Source organism: Burkholderia orbicola, assembly GCF_900100915.1.
GTDB lineage: Bacteria > Pseudomonadota > Gammaproteobacteria > Burkholderiales > Burkholderiaceae > Burkholderia > Burkholderia orbicola.
Genome location: NZ_FNKW01000002.1, coordinates 324,091 through 347,111 on the forward strand (window position 1 = coordinate 324,091; position 23,021 = coordinate 347,111).

Sequence of the window (23,021 nt, forward strand, 5' to 3'; positions counted from 1 at the left end):
ATCCAAGCCGGACGACAGGATCTCGTCGGGTTTCTGTCGCAACGGTGAAAGGGTGGCGCGAGCGGCGGGGCGGCGTGTCGATTGCTGCATCGGTTCCGATGCGTTGACGCGTATCAACGTGCTCCGATGCCGAAACCGGATACTGGGTCGCTCATCGACCAGACAGGAGCAACGCATGACCCAGACCATGAAAGCGGCCGTGGTACACGCGTTCGGCGAGCCGTTGCGCATCGAGGAAGTCCCGGTCCCCGCACCGGGGCCCGGCCAGATTCTCGTCAACATCAAGGCGTCGGGCGTTTGCCATACCGATCTGCACGCGGCCGACGGCGACTGGCCCGTCAAGCCGTCGCTGCCGTTCATCCCGGGCCACGAAGGCGTGGGGATCGTCGCGGCGGTCGGCGCGGGTGTCACGCACGTGCGCGAGGGCGATCGCGTCGGCGTGCCGTGGCTCTATACGGCCTGCGGCCATTGCGAGTACTGCTGCACGGGCTGGGAAACGCTGTGCCATGGGCAGCAGAACACCGGCTATTCGGTGAACGGCAGCTACGCGGAATACGTGCTGGCCGATCCCGATTACGTCGGCCAGTTGCCCGCGCAGGTCGCGTTCGACGAAATCGCGCCGATCCTGTGCGCGGGCGTCACGGTCTACAAGGGCATTCGGGTCACCGACACGCGCCCGGGGCAGTGGCTCGCGATTTCCGGCATCGGCGGCCTCGGGCACGTGGCCGTGCAGTATGCGCGTGCGATGGGCCTGCACGTCGCGGCCATCGACATTTCCCCCGACAAGCTCGCGCTGGCGCGGCAACTGGGCGCCCATCTGACGATCGATGCGTCGATCGACGACCCCGCGAAAGTGATCCAGAAGGAAATCGGCGGCGCGCACGGCGTGCTCGTCACGGCCGTATCGCGCAGCGCGTTCGCGCAGGCGCTCGGGATGGTCCGGCGCGGCGGCACGGTGGCGCTCAACGGTTTGCCGCCGGGCGATTTCCCGCTGCCGATCTTCTCGACCGTGCTGAACGGCATCACCGTGCGCGGGTCGATCGTCGGCACGCGGCGCGATCTGCAGGAATCGCTCGATTTCGCGGCGGACGGTCTGGTGCGCGCGCACATCCACCGCGACCGGCTCGGCAACATTAACGACATCTTCGCGAAGCTGCGGGAAGGGAAGGTCGACGGGCGCATCGTGCTGACCGACATGCATTGATGCGCTGAACCCGCGCCCGCCGCCGCGCGACGCATGGCGTCGGAGCGGCGGCGAGGTGGCCAGGCGCGCGTTACGGCGCGAAGAACACGTCGGTGCGGTTCGTCAGGTTGCCCGCGTTGGTCTGCACGAAGAACGGATGGAACGAGGACGACGGGAGCACGTCGAGCCCCTGGTAGTCGCCGATGAAGAACCCTTCGGCGTTGGGCGCGAGCTTCATGTCGAACGGGCCGCCGACGCGTCGCTCGTCGGCGAACGTGGCGCCGCCGTCATGCGAGATCTTGCGCCAGAAGCCGGTCGGCAGCGTCGTCGTGTTGCCGGCCTGCAGGTCGCGAAAGTCGTAGTGCGTGACCATCACCGCGCCCGTGTTGTCGACGCGCACCGACGGATTGAACGCGGGGCGCCCGGTCGGCGTGTTCACCTGTTGCGGCGCGCTCCAGGTCGCGCCGCCATCCTTCGACGTCGATAGCGCGATCTCGTCGTACGCGCCGCCGTTGAAGCGGCTGTCCTGCCACACGACGTAGAGCTGCCCGGATGCGGGATCGATCGCGGGTTCCGGAATGATGTCGCCGGTGCGCACGGGTTCGCCGGTGTTCGGGTCCGTGACGCCGACCGTCTGCAGCCCCGCGATGACTTGCGGCTTGGTCCACGTCGCGCCGTCGTCGATCGACTTGATGAAGGCGACCTTGCCGGCCGCCTTGCTGAACGGCGGCTGGATCAGGTCGAAGAAATCGTAGAGCGTGCCGCTCTTCGGATCGACGACGATCTGGTTGCCGATCGTCTGCTGGCGCGACGGCACGTCGACGATCACCTTCGCGGCGCTCCACGTCTTGCCGCTGTCGGTCGTCTTCGAGAACAGCGTCGGCCCGCGGTACGCCTTCGTGTGCAGGTTCGCGTACGGGTTGCCGTTCGGCAGCTCGAGACGGTCCCATACCGCGTAGGCGGTGCCGGCTTTCACCGGGTTGGCGGTCACCGATTCCTTGTCGTTGAAGAACTGCGTCGTCGGTTCGTCGTTCGCGATCAGCACGGCCGGGCTGCTCCACGTTTGCCCACCGTCGGTCGAGACCGACGCGCCGACCGCGTTGGCGTTGTTCGACTGGTTGAACGAGATCGATACCGAGTACGCGGTGCCGTCCGGCCCGAACGAGACCCACGGATCGGACGCGCGCTCGTATTTCAGCCCGCCCGGCGCGCACGCGCTGAACGGCTGCGGCGTGCGCGCCCAGGTTGCGCCCGCATCGAACGTGTAGCCGGCGACGAGCCCGTGGGCGCCGCCGTTCGACCAGCGATCCTGCTGCCACACGCCGATCATGTTGTTCGGGTTCGCCGGGTTGACCGCGAGCCACGGTTCGACTTCTGCATTCACGTAGTTGGTGCCCGGGCCGCCGATGGTGCACGCGGCGAACGGGCTCGGGCCCGACACGACGACGGGTTCGGCGTGCGCCACGGCAGCGGCGGCCAGCGCCATCGCGGCGGACAGGCGGGTGACAAGCGGATGGGACACGATCATGCGTCGCATGGACGACTCCTCGGTGAGGGGCGGATGCGATGGCGGGGCACGACGAGACGACGCGAGCCGGGGCGCGGCGAATCGTGCCGCGCACGTCGTGACGTGCCGTTCAGCATGCCGCTTCAGTCATCGCGATCCGCGTGCGCTGGATGCCGCCAGCGCTTCGGTTAAGACTCCTCTTCGTTTTCAATGCTTGTCGGGTGTGTCTGCGATGTCGACCCGACGGGAACGCCAGTCCGGGCATGCGACGAATGTGTCGAAGTGGATTGCAATGTAGGCGATTCGAATGCCGCGCAACAGGCGGTTTTTTGTAACAGGACGTAGCCGGAAAGCGTTGCCGGAAGCCGGCATCCGTCATGCAAGATTTGCCGTTGCGGCGGCTTGAAAATCGAATCGAAAACGCGAATCGCAATCGCTTGCGATTGATGTCGGCACGCGCTGACTGTGAGCACGTGATGCGCTGCTCAGCGCTCCGCCGGAAAGCGCTCCTGCAACGCGTGCAGCCAGCGCGCGACGACGTCGAGTTCGGCGTCGGAAAACCCGTCGCACAGCTTGCCGTTGAGTTCGCGCAGCAGCACACGCGCACGCTTGAGCGCCGCGTGGCCGGCTTGGGTCAGGTACAGCCGTGTCGCGCGGCCGTCGTCCGAATCGGCATGACGCGTGATGAGGCCGGCCTTCGCCATCCGGTCGGCGAGCCCCGTCATCGCGGACGGCGCCAGTTGCAATGCGGCGCCGACTTCGCCGATCAGCGCGCCGTCCTGCTTCGCGAGACAGAACAGCACGCCGGCCTGAGCGGCGCTCGCGCGCGTTTCGGTTTCGGCCTTGCGATCGATCCAGCGCTGCACGCGTCGCTGGCCGATGTTCAACATGAAAAACAGTCGTCGGTCTTCGCTCAAGCTGGGTTCCCGGCTGCAATGGAAAGGGAGGGACGGCCCGCGGTGCGCGGCGTGTCGAGCGCCTGCGCGAGCCAGTCGGCGACGTCGGGCCACAGCACGGTGCCGGGCCGGCTCCGAAAGAAGCCCATGTGCCCGACCGGGCCGCTGCCCGCCGCGCGCGGATCGATCTGGCGGCGTTCGACCTTCGCGCGGGTCAGATAGCTTACCAGCAGGCCGATTGCGGCCGGGTTCGCCCACGGATCGTCGTCGAAGCCGAGCGCGAGGATCGGCAACTGCTGCTTCGAGAAGCGCTCGGCCGCGCCGAGCGTCGGGTCGTCGAAGAAATAGTGAGGCAGCGTCGTCCAGCGGCTCCATTCGCGGAACACGCCGGCCGGCAGATCCTCGCCGAGCCCGAGTCGCTTGCCGGGCACGTAGCCGAGCAACGCGGACGTCAGCGGGCCGAGCACGCGCAGGATCAGCCGCACCTTCAGGCGTTCGGCCGCCTGCGCGATCAGCCGCGTGCTGCCCGCATGCGCGGCGACCAGCACGGCCGCGCGCAGATGCGTCGTCGCGCCGGACAGCCCGATCGCGTGACCGCCGACGCTGTGGCCGACGGCCAGCAACGGCAGCCCTTCATACGCGTGCCGGGCCCACGCGGTCGCGGCGCCCACGTCGAGCTCCATCCAGTCGCGCATGCGGGCCTGCAGCGCGCCCAAACGCGCCGGCCGCGAGGCGCCGATGCCGCGATAGTTGTAGGTCAACGCCGCGAAACCGCGTTCGGTCAGGAAGCGCGCGAAGCCCGCATACAGCCGCTCGGGCACGGCCGTCGCCGGATGGATCAGGACCAGCGCGCGCGGCGCCGCGTCCGGCGACCACAGCGTGCCGTGCAACACGTAGCCGTCGGCGGCGGAAAACTCGATGGGTTCGGAGCTCATGGGCGTCCTCGCTCGGGTAGTTATTTCGTATGCGAAATATAGTTCGGAATTTATTTCGTGCGCGAAATATATGTCGAGGAATCGTTCGAACTTCAAGAGGCGTCGGCGGGCGACGAGCCGCGCATGCACGCGAGCGAGTCATAAAATATTTGCATCTTTGCATAGAAGAATATTGCGTTTGTGTCATGAAATGGATCGACGTATCTTCACCGGTTCCATCCGTTGCGCCGGCGGTTTCGCACGGCGGACAAACCTTCCGGGAGATCATGTTGCTGAGCCGAATCGTCACGGCGCTCTTGCTGGCGCTCGCCGCGCAGCCGGGCATCGCCAAAGACACCGTCACGTTGCGTGTCGGTGAACAGAACTACTTCAACATCCAGGCGTCGATGGAGGCGTCCGGCGCGCTGAAGGACCTGCCTTACACGATCGAGTGGAAGCACTTCCAGGCCGCCGCGCCGGTGGCCGAAAGCCTGAACGGCAACGCGATCGACCTCGGCTTCCTCGGCGATTCCGCGCTGCTCACGCTGGCCGCGCGCGGCGCGCCGGTCAAGGTCGTCGCGGTGTCGCGGCAGAGCCTCGACGGCGTCGCGATCCTCGTGCCGAAGAACTCGCCGGTGCGCACCGTGGCCGACCTGCAGGGCAAGACCATCGCGGTATGGCGCGGCGCGTGGAGCCAGCAGCTCGTGCTGCGTGCGCTCGAACACGCGGGGTTGCGCGCCGATTCGGTGAAGTACGCGTACCTGATGCCGATCGACGCGACCAATGCGCTCGCGAACGGCTCGGTCGACGCGGTGTCGCTGTGGGAGCCGTTCGTCAGCACGCTCGCATTGCGGCAGGGGGCGCGCCCCGTGACGACCGCGCAGGGGCTGATGCCGGCGCTGAGCTTCGTCGCCGCGAACGAGCAGGCCGCGACAGGCAAGCGCGCCGAAATCACCGATTTCCTGCGGCGCGTGGTGGTCGCGCGCGAGTGGGTCGACAGCCATCCGCGCGAGTATGCGGACCTGTGGGCGAAACGCGCGAATCTCGAACCCGACGTCGCGTACCGCTGGCTCAACAATGCCAGGCAGCGCGTCGGCCCGGTCGACGAGACGGCCGCGAAGGATGCGCAGAATACGGCCGACTTCCTGCACAAGTCCGGCGTGATTCCGGCTGCGTACGACACGTCGAAGCTGCTCGACCGCTCGTATGCGGGCGCGTTCGCGGCGCCCGCGCAAAAGACCGCCGCCGCGCAGTGATCGTGCGGCTCGCTTCGCAATTTCAGCGATTCCCGCGATTCCCGATCGACATACCCGAGGACATCCCGACATGCCAGTCGACATCATCGGCATGATCACCGCGACACCCGGCGCGGAGGTCGACGTACCGGGCGGCGCGGCCGTCCAGCCCGACTACGTGCGCCGCTTCGCGCAGGCGCACGAGGCCGCCGGCTTCGACCAGATCCTGATTGGCCATTTCAGCAACGCGGCGGACGGCTTCATCGTCGCGTCGTTCGCGGCCGCCGCGACCGAACGCATTCGCCTGCTGCTCGCGCACCGGCCGGGCGTGATCGTGCCGTCGGCCGCCGCACGGCAGATCGCGACGCTCGACGTGTTCAGCGGCGGCAGGCTGGCGCTGAACGTGGTGTCCGGCGGCGACGACGCCGACTTGCAGCGTGACGGCGATTTCGTGCCGCACGATGCGCGCTACCGCCGCACCGGCGAATATCTCGACGTGCTGAAACGGATCTGGCTGGCCGATGCGCCGGTCGATCACGACGGCGCGTTCTACCGGCTGCGCGGCGCATCGCCGCTCGTGAAGGGCGCGCAGCGGCCGCACGTGCCGATCTATTTCGGCGGCTCGTCGCCGGCCGCGCTTGCCGTTGCGGGCGAGCATGCGGATGTCTACATGACGTGGGGCGAGCCGCTCGACGCGGTGCGCGAGCAGATCGCGCGCGTGCGGGCCGCCGCCGCGCCGTTCGGGCGCGCGCCGCGTATCAGCGTGTCGTTTCGGCCGATCGTCGCCGATACCGAGGCGGCCGCGTGGGAGAAGGCCGAGGCGATCCGCGAGCGCGTGCGGGCGGCGCGGCTCGCGAACGGCCAGCCGATCGCCGGTCACGCGCCGCAGAATGCGGGCTCGCAGCGCCTGATGGCCGCCGCCGCGCAGGGCGATGTGCTCGACGAGCGGCTGTGGATGGGCGTCGCGAACCTGACCGGCGCGCGCTGGAATTCGACCGCGCTGGTCGGCACGCCCGAGCAGGTCGCGCGAGCGCTGGGCGCGTATTACCGGCTCGGCGTATCGACGTTCCTGATTCGCGGTTTCGATCCGCTCGACGATGCACTGGCCTACGGGCGCGACCTGATCCCGGCGATTCACGTGCATATTGCGGAACTCGACCGCTATCAGGCGGCGGTGCCGGCGTAGACGAACGACCGACCGATCGAATCGCGCCGGCATGTCTGTCACGACATGCCGGCGCGATTGTCTTGAGCGACACGCTCAGAACGACGGCAACCCCGGCGGATTGGTCTCCGCCCGCACGATCGCCTCGCTCTGCAAACCCCAGCGCGCCAGCGCCTGCCCATAGCGGCCGTTGCCGATCAGCGCATTGGTGGCGAGCGTCAGCGCGGGCGCGAGCCCGCTGCCGCGGCGCGTCGCGATCGCGACGTCCGCATTCGCCGGCCAGCCCGCATTGACGACGCCGACGCGGCGGATCTTGCCGCTGCGCGCGGCCTCGTACGCGAGCGACGCGTTCGGGTTCAGCTCCGCATCCGCGCGGCCCGACAGCAGCGCGACGCGCGCGGTCGCATCGTCGTCGAAATAGAGCAGTTCGGCCGGCTTCAGCCCTTGCGCGACGTTGCGCTTGCTCCATTCGAGCAGGATGCGCTCCTGGCTCGTGCCGGCGCCGGTGATGATCCGCAGGCCCGCGATGTCCTTCGGCTCCGCGATCTTCGCGATCGGGCTGGCGGTGCGCACGTAGAAGCCATGCAGCCCGAGCCGGTAGGTCGTGAAATCGTATTTCTCCTTGCGCTTCTCGGTCACGCCGATGTTCGAGATCACCGCGTCGTACTTGCCGGACGTCAGCCCGAGCGGCCAGTCGGCCCACGCGATCGGCAGTAGCACGAGCGTGCGGCCGAGTGCGTCCGCAACCAATTGCGCATAGTCGGGATCGGCGCCGACCACGGTGCGCGCGTCGGTCGCATAGGTCGACACGGGCGGCGCGTGCGGCGAAATCGCGACCGTGAACGCGCCGTCGCGCACCCAGTGGTAGCCGCTGGCCGCGCGGATGGCCGCGTCGTCGGGGCTTGCGCGCAGGCGGCCGGCCTGACGCGGGTCGAGGTCGGCGGTGGCGGCCGCCGCGCGCGCCGCGTGCCACGGCAGGCCCGATGCCGCGACCAGCGCGGCCGTGATGAACTGGCGTCGATCGGTCATCGCGCGGCACCTCGCAGGTGGGAAGCGGCGCGCATCACAGCACCCGCGACAGGAACGCGCGGGTGCGCGAATGCGACGGCGCGTCGAGCACGACGGCGGGCGGCCCGGCCTCGACGATGCGCCCGCGTTCCATGAACAGCACGTTGTCCGCCACTTCGCGTGCGAAGCCGATTTCATGCGTGACGATCACGAGCGTCGTACCCGAGCGCGCGAGCTCCTTGATCACGTCGAGCACTTCGTTGACGAGTTCCGGATCGAGCGCCGAGGTCGGCTCGTCGAACAGCAGCACCTTCGGACGCAACGCGAGCGCCCGCGCGATCGCGACGCGTTGCTGCTGGCCGCCGGACAACTGGCGCGGGTACGCATCGGCTTTATCCGCGAGGCCGACCCGCGCGAGCAGCGTGCGCGCGGTGTGCTCGGCCGCATCGCGCGTCACGCCGGCGACGGCGATCGGCGCTTCGATCAGGTTCTCGAGCACCGTCAGGTGCGGGAACAGATTGAAGTTCTGGAACACCATGCCGACGGCCGTGCGCCGCTTCAGCACGTCGCGTTCGCTCAGTTCGTGCAGCACGTCGCCGTCGCGGCGATAGCCGATCAGTTCGCCGTCGATGTCGATGAAACCGTCGTCGACGCGTTCGAGATGGTTGATCGTGCGCAGCAGCGTCGACTTGCCGGAGCCGGACGGCCCGACGATCACGGTCACGCTGCCGCGCGGCGCGACGAACGACACGTTGTCGAGCACGCGCTGCATGCCGAACTGCTTCGACACGCCATGCACGGCCACTTCGCCGCCGGTGCGCGACACGGCGGCCGCGGTATCGGTGCGCGTGTCGTCTGCGGCCTGCGCATTCGACGCCGCACGGCGTGACGCGACACGCTGCCACAGCCCGCCGAGGCGCGCAAGCGCGAACGTGACCACCGACGGCGGCGGATTGCGCAGCGCGCCGCGTGCATAGTGCCGCTCGACCTGCACCTGGATCGCGGACAGCACGGTCAGGATGATCAGGTACCAGACGGTCGCGACCATCAGCAGCGGAATCACTTCGAGGTTGCGGCGATAGATCACCTGCACCGTGTAGAACAGCTCGGGCATCGCGAGCACGTACACCATCGACGTGCCTTTCGCGAGCGAGATCAGGTCGTTGAACGCGGTCGGCAGGATCGCGCGCATCGCCTGCGGCAGCACGATCCGCGACGTCTGGCGGCCGCGCGGCAGCCCGAGCGCGGCGGCGGCTTCGAGCTGCCCCTGGTCGACCGCGAGAATGCCGCCGCGAATCACTTCCGCGGAAAACGCCGCGTGGTTCAGCGTGAGGCCGAGCACGGCCGCGAGGAACGGGCTGATCAGGTCGGTGGTCGGCGTGTCGAACCACACGATGTCGGTGAACGGCACGCCGAGCCGCACGTGCTCGTACAGGTAGCCGAGGTTGTTCAGGATCAGCAGCAGCACGATCAGCGGAATCGAGCGGAACAGCCACACGAAGACCCACGCGCTGGTGGACAGCAGGCGCGAACGCGACAGCCGGGCCAGCGCGACGAACGCGCCGAGCACGAAGCCGAACACCGCGCCGAGCAGCGTCAGCACCAGCGTGCGCGCGAGCCCCGACAGCACCGGCGGCGACAGAAACCATTCGGCGAACACCGGCCAGCCCCATTGCGGGTTGCCGAGGAGCGAATACAGCGTGAGCGCGATCAGCACGAGCGCGAGCACGGTGCCGGCCGTGCGCGACCGGTGGCGCGCGGGCACGATCCGCACATGCGTGCCGGGCTCGCGTGTGCCGGGGGAAGAGAGCGGCGGCAGCGCGCCGCCGAGATGGGTCGTGTCGCTCATGTCGTTGGAATCCTCGAATCGATCGATCGGCGGGAGCGCCGCCGTGCATGGGCGGCGGCGCGGCGGCGTCAGGCGTGCGCTTCGGCAGCCGTTTCCCGAGCGGCGTCGGGCGTCGCGTAGCGGCTCGCCTTGCGCGGCAGACCGAGGTGGTCGCGCAGCGTGGCGCCGGGCAGGTCGCGGCTGTAGCGGCCGCGCGCCTCGAGCACCGGAATCACGAGTTCGATGAAATCGTCGACACCCTGCGCCTGGACCGGAAAACCGAGGATGAAGCCGTCGCCGGCGCCCGCGTCGTGCCAGCGGATCAGCTCGTCGGCGACGTGCTCGGCGGTGCCGATGAAGTTCGGCCGCGGCGTCGCGACCGCGAGCGCGGTCTCGCGCAGCGACAGGCCCTTGCGCTTCGCATCGGCCTTGATGCGGTCGGTGGTCGAGCGGAAGCTGTTGCGGCCGAGCTCGCCGAGTTCCGGGAACGGCGCGTCGAGCGCGTACTGCGTGAAGTCGTGGTGATCGAAATAGCGGCCGAGGTACGCGAGCGCCTCGTCGATCGTCAGCAGGTCGCGGATCGCCTGGTATTTGTCTTCCGCTTCGGCGGCCGTGCGACCGACGATCGGCCCGACGCCCGGGAAGATCTTCACGTCGCCGGCCTGCCGCCCGTGTTCGATCGCGCTCTGTTTCACGCGCTGCGTGAACGCGGCCGTTTCCTCGATCGACGGCGAATGCGTGAACACGGCGTCCGCGTATTTGCCCGCGAGGCCGATGCCGGTGTCGGACGAGCCGGCCTGGAAGATCACCGGCTGCCCCTGCGGCGAGCGCTGGATGTTCAGCGGGCCAGCGACCTGGAAAAAGCGGCCCTGGTGATCGAGCGTATGCAGCTTGTCGCGATCGAAGAAGCGGCCGGTCGCGCGGTCGCGCACGAATGCATCGTCGTCCCAGCTGTCCCACAGGCCCTGCACGACCTCGAGGTATTCGTCGGCGATCTCGTAGCGCAGTTCGTGATCCGGGTGCGTCTTGCCGAAATTCTTCGCGGTGCCTTCGAGCGGCGTCGTCACGACGTTCCAGCCCGCGCGCCCGCCGCTGATCGCGTCGAGCGACGCGAGCTGGCGCGCGACCGTGAACGGCTCGCTGTACGACGTCGAGATCGTGCCCGCGAGCCCGATCTTCTTCGTCGCGACCGCGAGCGCCGACAGCAGGGTCAGCGGCTCGAAGCGGTTCAGGAAGTGCGGGATCGACTTCTCGTTGATGTAGAGGCCGTCCGCGACGAACGCGAAGGTGATGCCGGCGGCTTCCGCCTTGCGCGCGACGCCGATCATGAAGTCGAGGTTGATGCTGGCGTCGGGCGGGTTGCTCGGATGCCGCCACGCGTTCATGTGGCTGCCTGCGCCTTGCAGCATCAGGCCGAAGGGAATCGATCGTCGGGTCGTCATGATGGGAATGTCACGCGTTCTGGTCAGGGGAGAGGGAGCGGTCGGCCGCGAGGGCCGTCTGCAATGGCGTGGTGGACAGCGCGCCGCCGAGCCATTCGGCAGACGCGAGCCGCGCCGCGTAGTCGGATACCGGCGAATCGATCACGAACGCATCGACGTCGAGCCGCCGGCTCAGCGCGTCGAGCGCGCGGTGCACGCCCTCGGGCGTATCGGCCAGCACCGTCGGGCGCAGCTCGTCGATCCGGTAGTCGGACGCGCCGCTTTGCCGTGCGAATTCCGCGGCCGCCTGCGCGCTGCCGAGATTGAAGCTCTGGCCGCCCGCGAACTGCAGCTTGAAGATCTTCAGCGGCCCGATCAGTTGTTCGGCCTCGTCGCGCGTCGGCGCGGCGACCGCGTACAGCGCGACGAGCGGTTTCTCGCCGCCTGCGCCGCGGTAGGCGTCGAGCGAGCGTTCGAGATTCGCGTCGTCGCCGTTGAAATGGCCCGCGTAGCAGAAGCGCCAGCCGTTGCGCGCGGCGAGCGCGCCGCTGTCCGGCGAGCCGCCGAGCAGGATGCGTTCGGGCAACTGCGGCGGCACCGGCATCGCGACCGCGCCGGCGAGCGGATGATCTTCGGCCACGCCCCAGCCGAGAAACGCGTCGAGCTCCGCAAGCTGTCCCGCGAAATCGGGCTTGCGCGCCTTGTCGTGGAACCACTGCAGCGCGCGCGTGGTCAGCGGCAGCCCGCCGGGCGCCTTGCCGATGCCGAGATCGACGCGGCCCGGCGCGAGCGCGGCCAGCAGCTTGAAGGTTTCCGCGACCTTGAACGGGCTGTAGTGCTGCAGCATCACGCCGCCCGAGCCGATGCGGATGCGCGACGTGTGCGCGAGCAGGTGCGCGACGACGACCTCCGGCGCCGAACTCGCGAAGCCCGGCGTGCCGTGATGCTCGGCGACCCAGAAGCGCGCGTAGCCGAGCTGTTCGGCGCGTCGCGCGAGCGTCGTGGTGAAGCGCAGCGCGTCGGCGGCGTTCGCGCCGTCGGCGATCGGACTCTTGTCAAGCAACGAGAGCGAATAAGACATGGTGAGCGGCGTTCCTGCGTGAGCGTGGATGGACGGTTGCGGGCGCGCGGCGCTCAGCTCTTCGGCAGCCCGGGCGGATTCGTGCGCGACTGGTCGATCGCTTCGGACGCGAGGTTCCAGCGGTCGAGCACCTGCTGGTAGCGGCCGCTCTTGATCAGCCCGTTCAGCGCGACGGTCAGCGGCTCGGCGAGGCCGCTGCCGCGGCGCGTGGCGATCGCGATGTCGGCCGTGCGCGGCCAGCCGCCGCTGATTGCGCCGACGAGCCGCGTCTTGCCTTGCTGCGCGCTTTGATACGCGAGCACCGAATTCACGCTGAACACCGCGTCCGCCCGGCCCGACTGCACGGCGACGATGCGCATCGCCTGGTCGTCGTAGTACTGGATCTGCACGGGTTTCAGCCCGTGCGCGACATTCTCGCGGTCCCACGCGAGCAGGATCTTTTCCTGGTTGGTGCCGGCGTCGGTCACGATGCGCAGCCCCGCGACGTCCTTCGGCTCGCGGATCGCCTGGATCTTGCTGTCGTTGCGCACGTAGAAGCCGACCTGGTCCTTGCGGTAGGTCGAGAAATCGAACTTCTGCTTGCGCTCTTCGGTAACGGTCACGTTCGAGATCACCGCGTCGACTTTCCCCGATTCGAGCGCTAGCGGCCAGTCGGCCCACGCGAGCGCGACGATCTTCAGCTTGCGGCCGAGGCTGTCGGACACGAGCTGGCCGACGTCGGCATCGAAGCCGATCACCGTGCGCGCGTCGGTCGCATACGAGCTGATCGGCGGCAGGCTCGGTGCGATGCCGATCGTCAGCGTGCCGGGCTCGGCGAACTTGAACGACGCGGGCACCGCGCGCTCGACCGCCGCATCGGCCGCGCCACGCGGGCGGCCGCGCTGCTCGGGGCTCAGGTCGAACGTCGCGGCGGTCGCGGCCATCGCGGCCGCGATGGCGCTCAGGCCGATCAGTGCGGTGGCCAGCGTGCGCACGGCACGGAAAGAAAGCGGTACGGCTCGATGCATGAAAACGTCCTGTCGTGGCAGCGTGGAATCGTGGAAAGCGGGAAGGGCGAGATGAAAGGCGGGATGTCGCGCGCTCAGCGCGGCAGCACCGGTTCGGGCACGGGCGCCCATAGGTCGGCCAGCGTCGACGTGCGCGACGGATCGACGAGATCCTTGCCGAAACGCAAGTGGAAATACGCTTCCGGGTCGATCGACGAATCGAACAGCCGCGTATAGCCGGTGCGGTCGTACAGCGCCCACGCTTCGGGCTGGCGAAAGCCGGTGGTCAGGTAGAGGCGGCGGTAGCCCTGTTGCACGGCACGCAGTTCGAGCGCTTCGACGATGAGTCGCGCGAGGCCCTGGCGGCGCAGGTCGGTGCGCGTCCAGATGCGTTTCAGTTCGGCGGTCTGGGCGTCGTAGCGCTTGAACGCGCCGCCGCCGATCGTCTCGCCGTCGCGCAGCAGCAGCACGAACGCGCCTTCGGGCGGCGCGAACAGTTCGGCCGGATAGCGCGCGAGTTCGTCGCGGGCCGACGCACGGCTGTCGGGGCGGTACGCGTTGTAACGGGTCGAATACTCGTCGATCAGCGCGTCGATCAGCGGCTGCGCGCGGACGTCGAGCGGCGTCGTGTCGATGATGCGGTCGTTCGTGGCCATGGGCATCGCGAATGGCGCGCGATGCGGACGTTCCTGGCGGGGTGCGGGCACGCGGCCCGTCCGGTCTGTTCCGTTATCGCGACGCAGTTGTCGTGATGGCGGCGGCTGTCGTGCTTCGTGCGATGCATCCGGCGCGCCGCCGCCGTTTTGAACACGTTAGCGGCGCGGCCGGCAAAGGCGAACGAAGCAATTTCGATAAGGATTTCGCGGAAGGTGGAAGAAGGCTTGCAGGGGGAGGGGGGTGCGGCGAACGGGCGTGGTGGGAGCCGTGCCCGTTTGATGGATGTACGGCCTGGACGATCGGCGGGGTGTTGTCGTTTCGATTGCCGACCGGTGATGCCGATTCGGGCTGACTCTTCACGCTCGCGAGGGCCCGCCGCCATGGTGGCGACGGGTTCTCCTCGATTCGTCGCGTCAGCGCGGGGCGATGACCGACGACGACAGCGTTCAGGCTGCTGCCGCCTGCTGAATCGCGTCCTGCTGATCGCCACCCAGGATATCGACGAGACTGGTCAGCATCCGTGCCAGTTCACCCGTCATCAGCGTGAAATCCGAGTCGAAGCGTTCATCATCGTTCTGCGCGGTGGGGTCCGCCGCTTCCTTGATCACGTCGAGCGGCGTGACACGCTTGATCGTCAGCGACGGCGTCAGCACGAACGAGATCCGGTCATTCCACGTCATCGCGAGGCGCATGCATTGCTTGCCGGCTTCGATGTGCCGGCGCATGTCGTTCGCTTCCAGTGCGTGGCCGACGTATCGCACCGTGGCGCCGCCTTCGCCGCTCGAGCGCAACTCGGCGTCCTGATCGACGGTGAAGCCGCCCGGCGCCTCGCCGGACAGCAGCCAGTCCGTCATCGCGGCGACCGGCGAGCGCGCGACATGAACGCCGGCGAGCGGCAACGGGTCGATCGATTTGACGAGCAGGCTGCGGACGTCGTCGGCAAGCGCCTGTGCCGCCGCGTCGATGACGAGCCAGCCATTCGCCGTGTCGATCCATACGCGGGTATCGCGGCGAATGCTGAACGCGCGCGGCAGCAGTTCGTCGGTCACCTGCTCCTTGAGTTCGCGCAGTTGTTTCCGGCCGACCTTGAAGCCCTGCTGTTCCTCGACTTCGAGCGCGCGTGCCTTGGTGACCTGATTGACGACCGATGCCGGGAGCAGCTTCTTTTCGGCACGAAACAGCAGCAGCATCTGCCGGTTGTTCGAATACACGAGTGCGCCGTCGTCACGCGGCGACGCCCAGCCGGCGCGCTGCATCTCGACGCTGCTGCCCGGCTGGAACGCGTGAGGCGCCAGCCATTTTTCCATCTGGTCGGGGGTGACGGCCCAGGGTGCGGGAAGACGGTGAAGCTGGAGATTCTTGAACCACATAGGCGTACGGGCAAAGCGCGTCATTCTAGCTGACGGGGCGGCTCCCGGCCATGAAGCGTCGTTCACCGGGGCAGTCATCGGGACGTTCGGGCGTCGTCCCCGCACCGCAATCCGCTGCGCGGAGGCTGAAAACGTGCGCCGCATCCTTGAACGATACCGCTCGATCACATGGGCGCTTTCGCCAGCGGGGCGCTCGCGTGACGTCGCAAGGTCTCAGCCCTGGCTGCGTGGTTCGTCGTCCCGACTCTTTGCCGCCGCACGCGCAAACCGCACTTGATATTCACTTGGGGACAGTCCGGTTTTGCGCTTGAACAATTGCCGGAACGTGCTGATATCGCCATAACCGACACGTTGACTCAGCGCCTCCAACCCAATGGGCCGGGTTTCCAGCAAGCGTTTCGCGACTTCGACACGCAGATTCTGCAGATACGTGAGCGGCGCGAGCCCGACGGCTTCCTTGAAGCGGCGATTGAGCGTGCGTTCGCTCACGGCAAGCGATGCGGCCAGCTCGCTCAACCGGAATCCCTGCTGCAACGTTGCCTCCATCTGCCGCTGGGCACGGGCGACGAGCGTGTCGGTATGTCCATGTTCCTCGACGAGCGTGGCAAAGGAAGCCTGCGAAGTCCGATTCATGTCGATCAACAGCGCCTTCGCGGTCATCGTCGCGAGCGCCTCGCCGGCGAGTGTTTCAACGAGCTGCACCGCGAGATTCAGATACGACGTCACGGAACCGCCCGAGATGATGCCGTCTTGCGCGATCATCAGCTCCTGCGCGCGAACTTCGACGCGCGGATAGCGGCGTGCGAAGTCCGCGGCTTTCGCCCAGTGCGTGGTCGCGGCGCGGCCATCCAGCAGGCCGGCCTCGGCGAGCAGGTAATTGGCGGTGCAATAGGCTGCCAGCACGGCGCCGGCCTTGCGTTGGCGCCTCAACGCGGAAGACAACGCGTTCAACTGCTCGCGCCGCCCGATGAACTCGTCGATGTTCGAGAAGAATGGGGCGGTCAGCAGAACGGCGTCCGCCCGCTTGCGCGGATCGATCTTTCCGTCGACCTGAATGGTCTGGCCCGACGCAGCAGTGACGGGGCGACCGTCGAGCGATTCCACCCGCCATGCGAGCAGCGGGGCCGGTGGGGTGCCGGCCAGTGTGGGCCCGCGCATATGGAACTGATTGGCTGCGCTGAAAACGTCAACCGGGCCCGCGACGCCGGACGCGAGGATGCCGTCATAGACCCAGATGCGGACGATCGCCATTTGCGTGTCTGAAATTCCCTGAATAATGGCGATCCTGCCACTTATGGCCGCACCGGTAAACCTCGATTATGGGCACATCCGACGAACCGAAAACAGGAGTAGCACCATGCCGATGATCGATGCACTGTGGCCCGAAAACGCGTTGACGCCCGAGGCCGAGGCACGCCTCGTCAAGGAACTGACCGACATTCTCATCGAGGCGGAAGGCTATGACCCCGCCAGTCCGATCGCACAGCGCGTCACCGTGCTGCATCTTCATCGACCTGCCGCGATTTACATCGGCGGGGAACGCACGGACACGATCCGCTACCGGATCATTCCGTCCGTACCCGAAGGGCAATACACGGACGAATCGCGCTGCTGGCTCGTCAGGCAGGTCACGGAGGCGGTGGCACGCGCGGAGAACCGGCCGTTCGACGACGTCGCGCCGCGTGTGTGGGTCTTCCCGACCGAAATCCCGGACGGCGCCTGGGGCACGCGCGGCGCGATCTGGACGTTGCCCGCCATTCATGCGCTGCTGGCGGGAGAGTCCGAACGCGGCGCGGGCGTTGAACGTCTCGCACGACGCCGCCGCGAAAAAGCGTGCATCACGCTCGAAGCGGCCCGCGATGCCGCTATCGCAGGCATCACGCGCAAACCGTGACTGGCGCACCTGCATGAAAGTCGACGACACGGCCGCCGTGACGGGGATTTTGATTGCGCCATAAACGCGAAACTCATAGCGCTAAACCCACACGTTCCCCGGCGAATGTCGAGGTGACTGTTCGCCATCGAGAACGAGACAATCGACGGTTGCCTCAAGATTGATGACAATGGAACCCATTCCGACAACGGGGCAAAAACAATGATGACTTCCGGCGACGGCCTGACCAGCCCGGCGCGGCTCCTGCGACTCGCTTCATGGGTGATCGCGATCATCTTCGCCGTCTTTCTGAACATGCTCGGCAGTCTCGTGATTCGCGACATGGCGTTCGCCCCGAGCGGTGGCCCGCCGGTCATCGAGCAATTCGCCGACGCTCCGTTAAAAGCGCGGCTGGATGCGGCGCGGCGTCAGCTGCAGGCGCAGCGCGATGCGCTTGCCGAGAAGGCCGACACGATGGAAGTGGCGCGCGGCCGCGCCGCGAAGGAGTACGCGGCCGAGAAGGAAAGTTTCCGCAACTGGCTGGCCACCCGCGCGGTGACGGGAGACGGTGCGCGGGACCCGGACATCGTGGCGAGAACGCGCAAGCTGGATACGCTCCAGGCCGTGGTCGTCAACTGGCAGCATCAGATCGATGCGATCGGCGATCAGCAACGGGCGCTGGCATCGCGGCAGACGCAAGTCGACACGCAAATCGCCGAAGCGGATGCAGCAGCCGAACGGCGCTTCGACGCGGCGACCCGGCACTACGAGATGCAGGTGTTCGGGCTGCGGCTTGCGCTGACGTTGCCGATTCTGCTGGTCGCGACCTGGCTGTTCATCCGCTACCGCAAGGCGCGCTACTGGCCGTTCGTGTACGGTTTCGGCCTGTTTGCACTGAGCGCGTTTTTCATTGAACTGGTGCCGTACCTGCCGAATTTCGGCGGCTACGTCCGCGTCCTGGTCGGCATCGTGCTCACGGTATTCGCCGGTCTTTACATGATGAAGGCATTTCAGCGCTATGCCGAACGCAAACGGCTCGAATTGCAGCAGGATCAGGGCGAACGCGCGCGCACGATCGGATATGAAAAAGCCGTCCGGTCGCTCGAGAAAAAGCGCTGCCCGTCATGCGACAAGCAATGGAGTCTCGGCGGCAACGACTCCACGTTTTGCGTCCATTGCGGGTTGAGGCTTTTCAATGTTTGCGAATGCGGTGGCCGGAATTTCTTCTTCTTCCCGCATTGCCATCAATGCGGCGTTGCGCAGGGGAATGAGTCGCCGGTGTCGTCCGACTGACGGTCAGCGTGTCCGCACTGGCGGCGTACGATGGTCGTGAACGCGTCAGCCGGGTGCCTCACTCGATGACACGCGGCGGCGTCGACAACTCCGCCAGCTGAAACAGACAATCCCCGCGCCGCACCTGCGCGGGCACCCGCTTGCACACCACCTCGCCATCGCCGTTGAACCGGTGCAGCACCGGTTCGCGCAACGGCGTATCGGGGAAATGCACCCACGCGGCCGGCTGCCCGGCCTTCACCTGATCGCCGAGTTCGACGAGCGGTTCATACAGCCCACGCTCGTACGCATAGACGAAATGGCGATCGCCGTCGACGCGCATGAAACGCGGCACGGTCGGCGGCGCGTCGGGCACGAGCGCGCCGTGCAGCAGCCCGATGTAGCCGAGGTAATGCAGCAGCCCTTGGCGGCCGAGCCGGATCAGCGACGGATCGGCCATGCCGGCGCCGCCGAGCTCGGTGACGATCGAGATCGCGCCTTGCCGGCGCGCGGCCGACGCCGAATGCACGGGATTCGGTGCGTGCAGCAGCGCGTTGTGCAAGCCGAACGCGACCAGCAGCCCGTTGAGCTTCGCGGCTTCTTCGGCGTCGAGCGGATCGATCGCGAGCATGTTGCCGCCCTGGTACAGCAGCGAGCTGCCGCCCGAATGCAGGTCGACCAGGTACTGCGCGCGCGACAGCAGCACATGCTCGATGTAGTGGGCGATCATTTGCGTCGGCGTGCCGGTCGGGTCGCCGGGAAAGCTGCGGTTCAGGTTGCCTTCGTCGAGCGGCGACACGCGCTGGCCCGCATCCGCCGCCGGGAAATTCGCCATCGGCAACAGGATCAATTGCCCGCTGACCATGTCGGGTTCGATCTCGCGCATCAGTTGCGACACGATGATCTGGCCTTCGTACTCGTCGCCGTGGTTGCCGGCCATCACGAGCGCCACCGGGCCGTCGCCGTGGCGGATCGACACGATCGGGATCGGCAGCCAGCCGTAGGCGGAGCGGTGCACGGAGTGCGGCAGGCGCAGGTAGCCCGCGTGCTTGCCTTGCGCGTCGAGATCGATTTCGCAGTGAATGGGATTGCGGGGAGAGGAAGAGGCGGTCATGGCGGTATCGTTCGATGAACGGAATCTGCCATCTTATAGGGGAAACCGGCACCGCGCGGCGCGGCGGGCGGGATCAGCGAGGCTGCGCGTGACTGCGGACGGGTGCACTGCCGTGCGTTGCCGGGCCGATACGCGAGCGCGCGCGATGTTGCAGCGATGAAGCCATGCCAGCGCGCCGGTCGGCTGCATTCATGCGCCGGCTTTCGCGCCAGCCCATGTCGCGACAGGGCCGGCGCGCACGGCGCGCTTATCGGCCGGATGTTTCAGCTTCGAGACGTCCTTCTTCCCACAGCGCCCAGAACCGGCTGCCGGCGCGATACGGATTCGCACGCCGAGCGGCGTGATCGGCGACGCCCTGGCGAAACGCGCCGTACAGCGTGAGCGGCGGATTGTCGATGCATGCGGCTTCGTACGCGGCCGGCATCCGGCGGTCGGACACGAGCCGGCGGATCAGCGAGGCGCCGTCGATCACGGCCTGTTCGTCGATGATTTCGGTTCGTGCGAGGACGTCGACGGTATTCATGTTGGGCTCCCTGAAACGTTCTTTCCCCATCAAGGAGCAATAAGAGTGCCAACCGCGAAATGCCGTACTCGGCCTCGATCGTGCGGGCTTCTGCAGTCATCTTTCGGCGTGGCGGACGACGATGTTACGGAACACGTCACGTGACACGCGAACGCGCGGCGCCACGTGCGAACCGGCAAAGTGTTTCGGAATTGAATCGTCGGGAGGGGGCGGCGCGTACGGAACGGACGAACGCGCGGCGGAGTGCCGCGTCGCCGGTTCAGCTGGCGGCGGCCGGCACCACGCGGCGGCTGCCGCTCGAGTAGAAGCAGTAGATGCCCTTGCCGGCCGACTTCGCGTCGTACAGCGCGCTGTCGGCCTGCCGGATCAGCTCGTCGGGCGAGCCGTGCCCGTCGTCGAGCGCGATGCCGATGCTGATGCCGATGCAGACGGTTTCGCCGATCGACAGCGCGTACGGCGCCGAAATCTGCCGGATGATCCGCGCGGCGAGAATCGAGCACGCTTGCATCGTCGTGTCGTCGATCGCGACGATGAATTCGTCGCCGCCGATGCGCGCGGCGAGCTCGCCCGGCGGTAGCGTCTTGCCGAGCCGCTCGGCGACTTGCGTGAGCACTTCGTCGCCGGCCTGGTGGCCGAAGCGGTCGTTGATCGACTTGAAGCCGTCGAGGTCGAGATACATGACGGCGAATGCCGGGCTCGGCAGCCGCGGCCGGCGCGCGAGCATTCGCTTGAGCTCGGCGTGCAGTTCGTGGCGATTCGGCAGACCCGTCAGCGCGTCGTGTCGCGCGAGGTGCCGGATGTGCTGTTCGGTCTGACGGCGGGTGGTGACGTCCTCGACGATGATCACCGCGTTGCCGTCAGGCACGCGGTGGCGCGTCAGTTCGAGCTGGCGGCCGTCGGCGAGCGCGATGTCGAGCGGCCCGGGTTCGTGGCGGCTCAGCCAGCTGTCGCACTGCGCGGCGAGGCCGGCGCCGCCGGGATCGATCACGGCATCGGTGCCGAGCGCGGCGACCACGGCGGGCAACGGCGTATCGAGCATGATCTCGCGCGGCGAGCCGAACAGTTGCGCGGTCCGACGGTTCGCGACGATCACGCGGCTGTCGCCGTCGATCATGCACAGGCCGTGCGGCATGTAGGTGAGGGCGGCGTCGAAGCGGGCGACGAGTTCGGCGTTGCGCTGGCGCGCGGCGATCAGCGCGACGAGCACGCGGTAGTGGCGCTGGACGACCGTGCGCATTGCCGCGAGATAGATCGCGAGCGGCGGCACCAGCAGCCAGGCACCCGGCCGAGGGGCCAGCAGCGCACCGACGCCGATCGGCAGCACGCCGAGCACGACCTGCGTCATCGCGAGCCGCGGCAGCGCCGAATTGCGCGACGCGATCCCGCCGAACACGCCGCCCGCGACCATCACGGACAGCGTGCCGAGTTCGACGTCGGTGGCCTGCACGCAGCCCATCACGCCGAGGCCGAGCACGAAGCAGGCGACGAGCGACACCGGCGCATAGCGCCTCGCCCAGTATTCGGCGCGATCGTCGCCGGCGTTGCGCCGTACCGTGTAGGCCCGTGCGATCGACAGGCGCGCAATGAGCAGGCCGACGTCGACGACGAGCCACGCGAGGCACCACAGCTGCTGCAGCCGGATCAGCGCGACGGCCGCGACGAAGCCGCTCGCGAGCCCGGACAGCGCCATCGGGCGCACGTCCTCGAACAGCGTCACGAGCATCGACGGACGCAGCGCGGCCGTCACACGGTGGTTGCCGGAGGGGGGAGTGGCGAGAACGGAGTTCAGGAGAGACGCCCTGACTGCCATGATTATTGACCTCGACACGATGTCTCGATGGCTGGCGGCGCCCGCACGGCACGTGGCGGAGGCCCGGCCGAGCCGGATGCGCACGACATTACCTTGACGTCCTCCTCTCCCCAAAGGGAGAGAATTCCCACACTTGGCGATGCACGTCCGCATCGGAGAATGTTCAGCGCAGCGTTGGTATCTCGATCATGCTCGGCACCACAGTCACTGCAGGCCCACTCTCTTACTCGCAGTCCCGCGATACCTTTCGGCCGCGTCGTGCTGTCTTTCGACCCGCACGCCGAACAGGACTGGGTGGAACTCCTTTCGTCGACTTCCTCGAACGTGGCCCCGTGCGCGATCGCTTTGTAGCGGAGCTTGTTTCGGAAGGACGACCAGGATGCGTCGTAGACGCTTTTCGCCATCCTGGTTCTGGCAAGTTTGACGGCAGATACGTTGCCAACCGCGATGTAATCGAAGCGCCGCACCAGATCGAGCGCGAGCTTGTGCTGGAAGTCGGCACGCGCATTGGCGACCTTGGCGTGCAGCTTCGCGATATGCCGCTTGTGCTTTCGCGCCCGCTGCGCTTTCGCGAGCTTTTCCGCCGCGCGTCGACCGAACCGATCATTGGGCAGCTTCTCGCCGGTCGAAAGTGTGGCGAAGTCTTTCAGGCCAAGATCGATGCCAACGCCGGAACGGATCGGGCGAGCCTGAACATCCGGCATCTCGATCACGATGTTGAGAAACCAGTTGCCGCGTGCATCCTGCGCAAAGTTGGTTCCATCCTTGATCTTGCCTTCGGGAAGCGGTCGACTGTTGAACACGCGAAACGTGTTGCCGGCGAAACGGAACGCGTCCCCCTCGCGCTTCAGGTCGCGGCCCTTCAGCGGCACCCAGCCCAGCGATTTCCTGCCGCGATAGCGCAGGTAGGGCCGACGGTGCTGACTGCGCGACTTCGCATATTGCTCGCACGTCGCGTTAATCGTGCCGGAGTGGATGTCGAGTTCCTTGCTGCTACCGGTCGTCAGCACGTTCAGGTCGAAACCCGTCGGCCACTTCTTGCTCCACTTGAGCGCATGCTTCTGCGTGTCATTGCAGAAGTTCCAGACGTAGTTCACCGCACGGCTCTGCTTGTTGAGCAGTCCGTTGAGCGATTTCACCCGGTAGCGGTAGACAAGGATCATGCCGGCCATTTTAAC

At 67.4% G+C, this 23,021-nt stretch carries 20 protein-coding genes; 5 read left to right on the forward strand and 15 right to left on the reverse strand.

What is annotated here, in order from left to right; all coding sequences use genetic code 11:
- Window positions 1-175: 175 nt before the first annotated feature.
- On the forward strand, window positions 176-1,204 hold the full coding sequence (gene adhP / locus BLS50_RS18370) for an alcohol dehydrogenase AdhP (RefSeq protein ID WP_012339935.1): 1,029 nt from the start codon (window positions 176-178) through the stop codon (window positions 1,202-1,204).
- 70 nt (window positions 1,205-1,274) lie between these two features.
- On the opposite strand, the gene BLS50_RS18375 is transcribed toward adhP, so the two are convergent.
- The 3 genes from BLS50_RS18375 to BLS50_RS18385 all read right to left on the reverse strand — a co-directional run bounded on the left by BLS50_RS18375 (window position 1,275) and on the right by BLS50_RS18385 (window position 4,521).
- Complete coding sequence (locus BLS50_RS18375) at window positions 1,275-2,720, reverse strand: sialidase family protein (protein ID WP_074803241.1); 1,446 nt, start codon at window positions 2,718-2,720, stop codon at window positions 1,275-1,277.
- Window positions 2,721-3,175: 455 nt separating this feature from the next.
- Window positions 3,176-3,607: a MarR family winged helix-turn-helix transcriptional regulator gene (locus BLS50_RS18380; RefSeq protein WP_074803246.1), complete on the reverse strand. Its 432-nt coding sequence runs from the start codon at window positions 3,605-3,607 to the stop codon at window positions 3,176-3,178.
- The gene (locus BLS50_RS18385) at window positions 3,604-4,521 is read right to left on the reverse strand and encodes an alpha/beta hydrolase family protein (protein WP_027807329.1); all 918 of its coding nucleotides are present in this window, start codon (window positions 4,519-4,521) and stop codon (window positions 3,604-3,606) included. The genes BLS50_RS18380 and BLS50_RS18385 overlap by 4 nt, the downstream gene beginning before the upstream one ends.
- A gap of 266 nt (window positions 4,522-4,787) precedes the next feature.
- Between BLS50_RS18385 and BLS50_RS18390 the strand changes: the two genes are divergently transcribed.
- Both BLS50_RS18390 and BLS50_RS18395 read left to right on the forward strand, forming a co-directional pair.
- Window positions 4,788-5,756, forward strand: a complete 969-nt coding sequence (locus BLS50_RS18390; RefSeq protein ID WP_074803249.1) for an ABC transporter substrate-binding protein — start codon at window positions 4,788-4,790, stop codon at window positions 5,754-5,756.
- Window positions 5,757-5,826: 70 nt separating this feature from the next.
- Window positions 5,827-6,921: an LLM class flavin-dependent oxidoreductase gene (locus BLS50_RS18395; protein WP_074803252.1), complete on the forward strand. Its 1,095-nt coding sequence runs from the start codon at window positions 5,827-5,829 to the stop codon at window positions 6,919-6,921.
- A 75-nt stretch (window positions 6,922-6,996) separates the two neighbouring features.
- Here BLS50_RS18395 and BLS50_RS18400 read toward each other — a convergent pair whose 3' ends face one another.
- From BLS50_RS18400 to BLS50_RS18435, 8 genes are all read right to left on the reverse strand, one after another.
- Window positions 6,997-7,929, reverse strand: a complete 933-nt coding sequence (locus BLS50_RS18400) for an ABC transporter substrate-binding protein (RefSeq protein ID WP_074803256.1) — start codon at window positions 7,927-7,929, stop codon at window positions 6,997-6,999.
- 34 nt (window positions 7,930-7,963) lie between these two features.
- The gene (locus BLS50_RS18405; RefSeq protein ID WP_074803259.1) at window positions 7,964-9,757 is read right to left on the reverse strand and encodes an amino acid ABC transporter permease/ATP-binding protein; all 1,794 of its coding nucleotides are present in this window, start codon (window positions 9,755-9,757) and stop codon (window positions 7,964-7,966) included.
- Window positions 9,758-9,825: 68 nt separating this feature from the next.
- Window positions 9,826-11,178 carry an LLM class flavin-dependent oxidoreductase gene (locus BLS50_RS18410; protein ID WP_074803261.1) on the reverse strand — a complete coding sequence of 451 codons (1,353 nt, stop codon included), beginning with the start codon at window positions 11,176-11,178 and terminating at the stop codon, window positions 9,826-9,828.
- A gap of 10 nt (window positions 11,179-11,188) precedes the next feature.
- Window positions 11,189-12,238, reverse strand: a complete 1,050-nt coding sequence (locus BLS50_RS18415; protein WP_074803266.1) for an LLM class flavin-dependent oxidoreductase — start codon at window positions 12,236-12,238, stop codon at window positions 11,189-11,191.
- Between the two features lie 53 nt (window positions 12,239-12,291).
- Window positions 12,292-13,245 (reverse strand): ABC transporter substrate-binding protein, encoded by a 954-nt coding sequence (locus BLS50_RS18420; RefSeq protein ID WP_074803269.1) that lies wholly within the window; start codon window positions 13,243-13,245, stop codon window positions 12,292-12,294.
- A gap of 74 nt (window positions 13,246-13,319) precedes the next feature.
- The gene (locus BLS50_RS18425) at window positions 13,320-13,880 is read right to left on the reverse strand and encodes a GNAT family N-acetyltransferase (RefSeq protein ID WP_041492194.1); all 561 of its coding nucleotides are present in this window, start codon (window positions 13,878-13,880) and stop codon (window positions 13,320-13,322) included.
- A 447-nt stretch (window positions 13,881-14,327) separates the two neighbouring features.
- Complete coding sequence (locus BLS50_RS18430) at window positions 14,328-15,251, reverse strand: recombination-associated protein RdgC (protein WP_011547673.1); 924 nt, start codon at window positions 15,249-15,251, stop codon at window positions 14,328-14,330.
- Between the two features lie 213 nt (window positions 15,252-15,464).
- Entirely contained in the window at window positions 15,465-16,502 is a 1,038-nt protein-coding gene (locus BLS50_RS18435; protein WP_074803271.1) for a GlxA family transcriptional regulator, read from the reverse strand.
- A 106-nt stretch (window positions 16,503-16,608) separates the two neighbouring features.
- On the opposite strand from BLS50_RS18435, the gene BLS50_RS18440 reads away from it, so the two are divergent.
- On the forward strand, window positions 16,609-17,145 hold the full coding sequence (locus tag BLS50_RS18440) for a Tautomerase enzyme (RefSeq protein ID WP_027810426.1): 537 nt from the start codon (window positions 16,609-16,611) through the stop codon (window positions 17,143-17,145).
- Between the two features lie 201 nt (window positions 17,146-17,346).
- A complete protein-coding gene (locus BLS50_RS18445) occupies window positions 17,347-18,417 on the forward strand; it encodes a hypothetical protein (RefSeq protein WP_080486887.1) in 1,071 nt (356 codons plus the stop codon).
- A gap of 58 nt (window positions 18,418-18,475) precedes the next feature.
- Here the strand turns inward: BLS50_RS18445 and BLS50_RS18450 are convergent, their stop codons facing one another.
- From BLS50_RS18450 to BLS50_RS18465, 4 genes are all read right to left on the reverse strand, one after another.
- Window positions 18,476-19,510, reverse strand: coding sequence for a succinylglutamate desuccinylase/aspartoacylase family protein (locus BLS50_RS18450; protein WP_074803277.1), 1,035 nt, complete (start codon window positions 19,508-19,510; stop codon window positions 18,476-18,478).
- A 247-nt stretch (window positions 19,511-19,757) separates the two neighbouring features.
- Entirely contained in the window at window positions 19,758-20,033 is a 276-nt protein-coding gene (locus BLS50_RS18455) for a hypothetical protein (RefSeq protein WP_011547674.1), read from the reverse strand.
- Between the two features lie 259 nt (window positions 20,034-20,292).
- Window positions 20,293-21,843: a sensor domain-containing diguanylate cyclase gene (locus tag BLS50_RS18460; RefSeq protein ID WP_027806020.1), complete on the reverse strand. Its 1,551-nt coding sequence runs from the start codon at window positions 21,841-21,843 to the stop codon at window positions 20,293-20,295.
- 2 nt (window positions 21,844-21,845) lie between these two features.
- Window positions 21,846-23,006, reverse strand: coding sequence for an RNA-guided endonuclease InsQ/TnpB family protein (locus tag BLS50_RS18465; protein ID WP_244107485.1), 1,161 nt, complete (start codon window positions 23,004-23,006; stop codon window positions 21,846-21,848).
- Window positions 23,007-23,021: the final 15 nt, after the last annotated feature.